A 3,878-nucleotide genomic window follows, 5' to 3' on the forward strand; every position below is an offset into this window, starting at 1 on the left:
AGTGGATATTTGTTTATCCTTAGATAAGAATTATCTGTGAAAGATTTTACATTTCTTTGGATGATTATTATCTTTGGATATTATATGTCCACGGATAAGGAAAAGCAAATAAAAAAGGATTGGTATTTTTTATGAAACTTAGTAAAGCATTTTTTCAAACGGTGGGAATTGTGGTCATGTTGGCCCAATTGCCCGAGGACGAAACCCTGAAATCGCAGGAGATGAGCGCCCGTATGCAGGTGTCGCACTCCTATCTTTTGAAAATCGCCAAAAAGCTCAAGGACGCGGGGGTGATTACCTCATCGGCTTCTAAAAATGGTGGCTATTCATTGGCTAAAAAGCCCGAGGAAATCAGTTTTCTTGACTTATTTGATGCCGTTGAGTCGGGGGAGGCTTTCCATGAAAATTTTGACGTTGAAATCGCGCAAGGTATTTTTATCACGCCAACTTTGATCGAGGAAAAATCAAATCGTTTGATTGATCTTCTAAATGAAGCTGAGCAGGCCTATCGTGAGCGACTAGCTAACCATAAGTTGAGCGATATTTTGCCGAGTGATGCGGATGGTAAACTGATTCGGATTGATTGGCAAGTCATTTTGGCGGATGATAGCAAAATCTAAGTGAGATTTTTTTTGACAGACCTGTCAAAAAAATACTGACGAAACTGTCAGCACTTTTCATCAGTACTGACGGTCTTTCTGTAGTACTCACACCTTTTGACAAAGCTGTCAAAAATAAGAAATGAGGTTTTTATGATTCTACTATTAGAATTTCTGAGTAGTTGGTTGATTTTCACGTTTTCGCTGTATCAGGGGTTGCTGGAGTTGACGGGGCAACTGGCGAGTGTGCGCGAGCAGCCGATTCAGACCAGTCAAGACAAGGTTTCGCCTTGGCTGTGGCTGCTGCCGCCGGTAAAAATGCGCAAGGAAAAAGAGCGAATTTTGACGATTTTGGCAGAAAATCAAGTCAGCCGCGACCAACTGCGAAAGGTGGTGGGCTTTCTGGACAAGGCCACGGGCTGGTTTTACGTGGCGCTGGGCGGTTGGCTTTTGGCGGTAGCCGAGACCTATTTGGCTGTGGCGCAGTTGACCACGCACGGATTGCTTTTCAAAACTTTGCTCGCGCTTTTAATTTTGACAGCGCTAGGCGTTGCCAATGGTTTTTATCGCACCAGCGAAAAGCGTCAGGACAGAGCTTTGCAACAGATTGATCAAGCGATTGAAAAACGGAAAAAATGAGTGCTGAAGGAGCCGCCAGCGCTTTCTATCAGTACTCACAGAACCAAAAAATAGTTCTTTCAAATTTGAACACCAATCCATTCCAGGATATTTGACGAATAACAGCCAGATTTCTTTGAGACTACAACAACGGCTCAATGATAATGCCATTGACTCCATTGAACACTTTATAGATACTCAGTATCTCTTACTTAAATTATTAACCGATGATGAACTTGTGAGATTTGCGAAATAAGTCTAAAGTGAAAAGAGAGACCGAAAGCCCTAGAAATGGGGCTTTTTTGCGTGGTTTAAAAAGGGGGTCAAAAACAAGAAAATTACCCCGAAAATGACTCTTTTAGAATTTTGTAAAAGAATTACAATGGATTATCAAATGAACCTTACCCTCTCAGAACTGATTCGTTACATTGTCCAGAGTCTAAACATGGCGCTAGACATTGGCAATGAGACCAGCTACGCCAACTCCTTTGATGTGGAAGTGACAGAGAATGGCTTTCTATTTATTCCACGACTTCCTGCCTCTTACCCGATTGATGATGACCTCTATTTTCGGATTTTCAAGATCGTGAATGTGGCGCCGTTTCCCGATTATACCCTCTTGAAACAAAACGCCGCTTACTTCGTCCCGATTAACACCGCTGATATTCATGTTAAAAGAGGGAATGCTCGCTGATACAACCCAAGAAAAGTCAGAAGCTATTCTAAAGAAGTTTAAAGAGAAGTTTGGCAGTTGGCGAATTAAGGCAATCAGAGGAAAAGATATAAAAGACTTTTTAGATGCCTATGAAATTTCTCGAAATTCTAAAGTCAACGTTCGCTCTAACCTCAATATGTTCTTTGATTATTGCTGGTTAGATACGAACCCGCATCGCCAATGAATGAGTTACGTTTTAAGGGCCAACCAATGACACAGGCAGAACTGGATAAAATTAAAGACAAGGGTTTCTTCTCTGATGAGTTTAAGAAATTAAAAGAACTCATGATAAAAGACGAAAAAGAGGGAAGAAGTTACCTATTGCGCCGGAACAAACACCGTTACCGTTTATTTGTGGAATTCTGTTATCTGAATGGGACTCGGTATGGAGAAGCGGCTGGCTTAACTTGGAGTCATGCCAATCAAGGGGGGATTCATATTGATTCACAAATTGATTGGAGAAAATCTTTAGAAGATGATGAAGTTTCATGAATTTGGGGAGACAGATAATAAAAAGTTGCGTCTCATTAAAAAGTCTAAGGAAAAAACAGCATAAAAAATAACAAAATAATAACCAAAAAGTAGGGTGAATTAGAGGTATATACGGTTATCAGGATTTGAAGCAAAAGCTGGCAAAACCTGATAACTAGCACTCTTGGGAAATACAGGGTAAACAAAGAATTAGGTGTGGGTATTGTGTTATATTTAGGACAGGGAAGGTGGTCATTAACGATGCAAACAATATTAGGCAGCAATGGTCAAATCGGTTACGAATTGGCTAATGAGTTGTATCAAAATTATACAAAGGAACTCCGATTGGTCGGACGGCATCCGCAAAAAATTCATGACACTGATCAAGTCGTTGTCGCAGATTTAACAGATGCTGACCAAGCGTTCCAGGCGATTCAGGGCAGTGATGTGGTGTATTTCACAGTTGGCTTGCCGATGGATACGTCTGTTTGGGAAGCGCAATTTTTACAAATAACAGAAAATGTCATTCAAGCGGCTATTAAATCAAATGCCAAGTTGGCATTCTTTGATAACACTTACATGTATCAAAAAGATGCCACACCACAGACAGAAACGAGTCCATTCTTACCGGTTGGTCGTAAATCGGTCATTAGGGCGAAAATGGCAACCCGGCTTTTTGAGGCGATGACGAACGAGGGATTGGAAGCGGTTATTGGCCGCGCACCAGAATTTTATGGACCTGATCGGACACAGGGCATTACCAACGGTATGGTGTTCGACCGAATCAAAGCGGGTGAACGTCCACAAATTCCGGTTAGTGATACGGCCTTGCGCACCTTTATTTGGACACCGGATGCGAGCCGGGCCCTGGCGTTACTCGGGAATACCCCAGATACCTATGGCCAAACTTGGCATTTGCCAGTGGCGCCAGGTATTAGTTACCAAGCATTACTGGCGTTAGCTGAAAAAGTCGTCGGGCGGCCAATTCCGTATGATGTGATACCGTTGTCAGTATTTCAAAATGAAGCAACCACGAATCGTATGCGGGCTGAACAATTAGAAATTTTGGTTCGGTACCAATTTGATAATGTGTTTATTACCGATAAATTTATGCGACGGTTTCCTGATTTTCACGTGACAAGTTTCGCCACAGGTATCCAGACAATTTTGAATTAAGCGCCGGTCTGTGTCGATTGCACAGACTTTTTGCTCGGTGTAATTTAAGGCAAATGGTCCAAAAGTCTGTATAATAAAATTATATATGCAAAAAAAGAGGACTAAAAACCATGGCTTTAAAAAAGCAAGAACGACAAGCGCTGATTTTAGATATTTTGGCGCGTGAGGTCGTTGATTCACAAGAAGGGCTGATGCACCACCTGCAAAATGCTGGTATTGATGTGACACAAGCAACTGTCTCGCGAGATATTAAAGAAATGCGCATTGTTCGGAGGGCTGACGCCACTGGACGACCACGT

General features: G+C 42.0%; 5 protein-coding genes and 1 pseudogene. All 6 read left to right on the plus strand.

Annotated elements, in window-relative coordinates; genetic code table 11:
* Positions 1 to 131: 131 nt before the first annotated feature.
* Positions 132 to 620, plus strand: coding sequence for an Rrf2 family transcriptional regulator (locus tag WEIDD23_RS00160; protein ID WP_010370425.1), 489 nt, complete (start codon positions 132 to 134; stop codon positions 618 to 620).
* A 132-nt stretch (positions 621 to 752) separates the two neighbouring features.
* Entirely contained in the window at positions 753 to 1,238 is a 486-nt protein-coding gene (locus tag WEIDD23_RS00165; protein ID WP_010370428.1) for a hypothetical protein, read from the plus strand.
* 361 nt (positions 1,239 to 1,599) lie between these two features.
* Entirely contained in the window at positions 1,600 to 1,911 is a 312-nt protein-coding gene (locus tag WEIDD23_RS00170; protein ID WP_010370431.1) for a hypothetical protein, read from the plus strand.
* A gap of 231 nt (positions 1,912 to 2,142) precedes the next feature.
* On the plus strand, positions 2,143 to 2,424 hold the full coding sequence (locus WEIDD23_RS00180; RefSeq protein WP_010370437.1) for a site-specific integrase: 282 nt from the start codon (positions 2,143 to 2,145) through the stop codon (positions 2,422 to 2,424).
* 240 nt (positions 2,425 to 2,664) lie between these two features.
* Positions 2,665 to 3,579 (plus strand): NAD-dependent epimerase/dehydratase family protein, encoded by a 915-nt coding sequence (locus WEIDD23_RS00185; protein ID WP_010370440.1) that lies wholly within the window; start codon positions 2,665 to 2,667, stop codon positions 3,577 to 3,579.
* 110 nt (positions 3,580 to 3,689) lie between these two features.
* Positions 3,690 to 3,878: pseudogene (locus WEIDD23_RS14105) on the plus strand (ArgR family transcriptional regulator); the annotation flags it as partial.

The sequence above is a fragment of the Weissella sp. DD23 genome, from assembly GCF_001579105.1.
Taxonomy (GTDB): Bacteria; Bacillota; Bacilli; order Lactobacillales; family Lactobacillaceae; genus Weissella; species Weissella cibaria.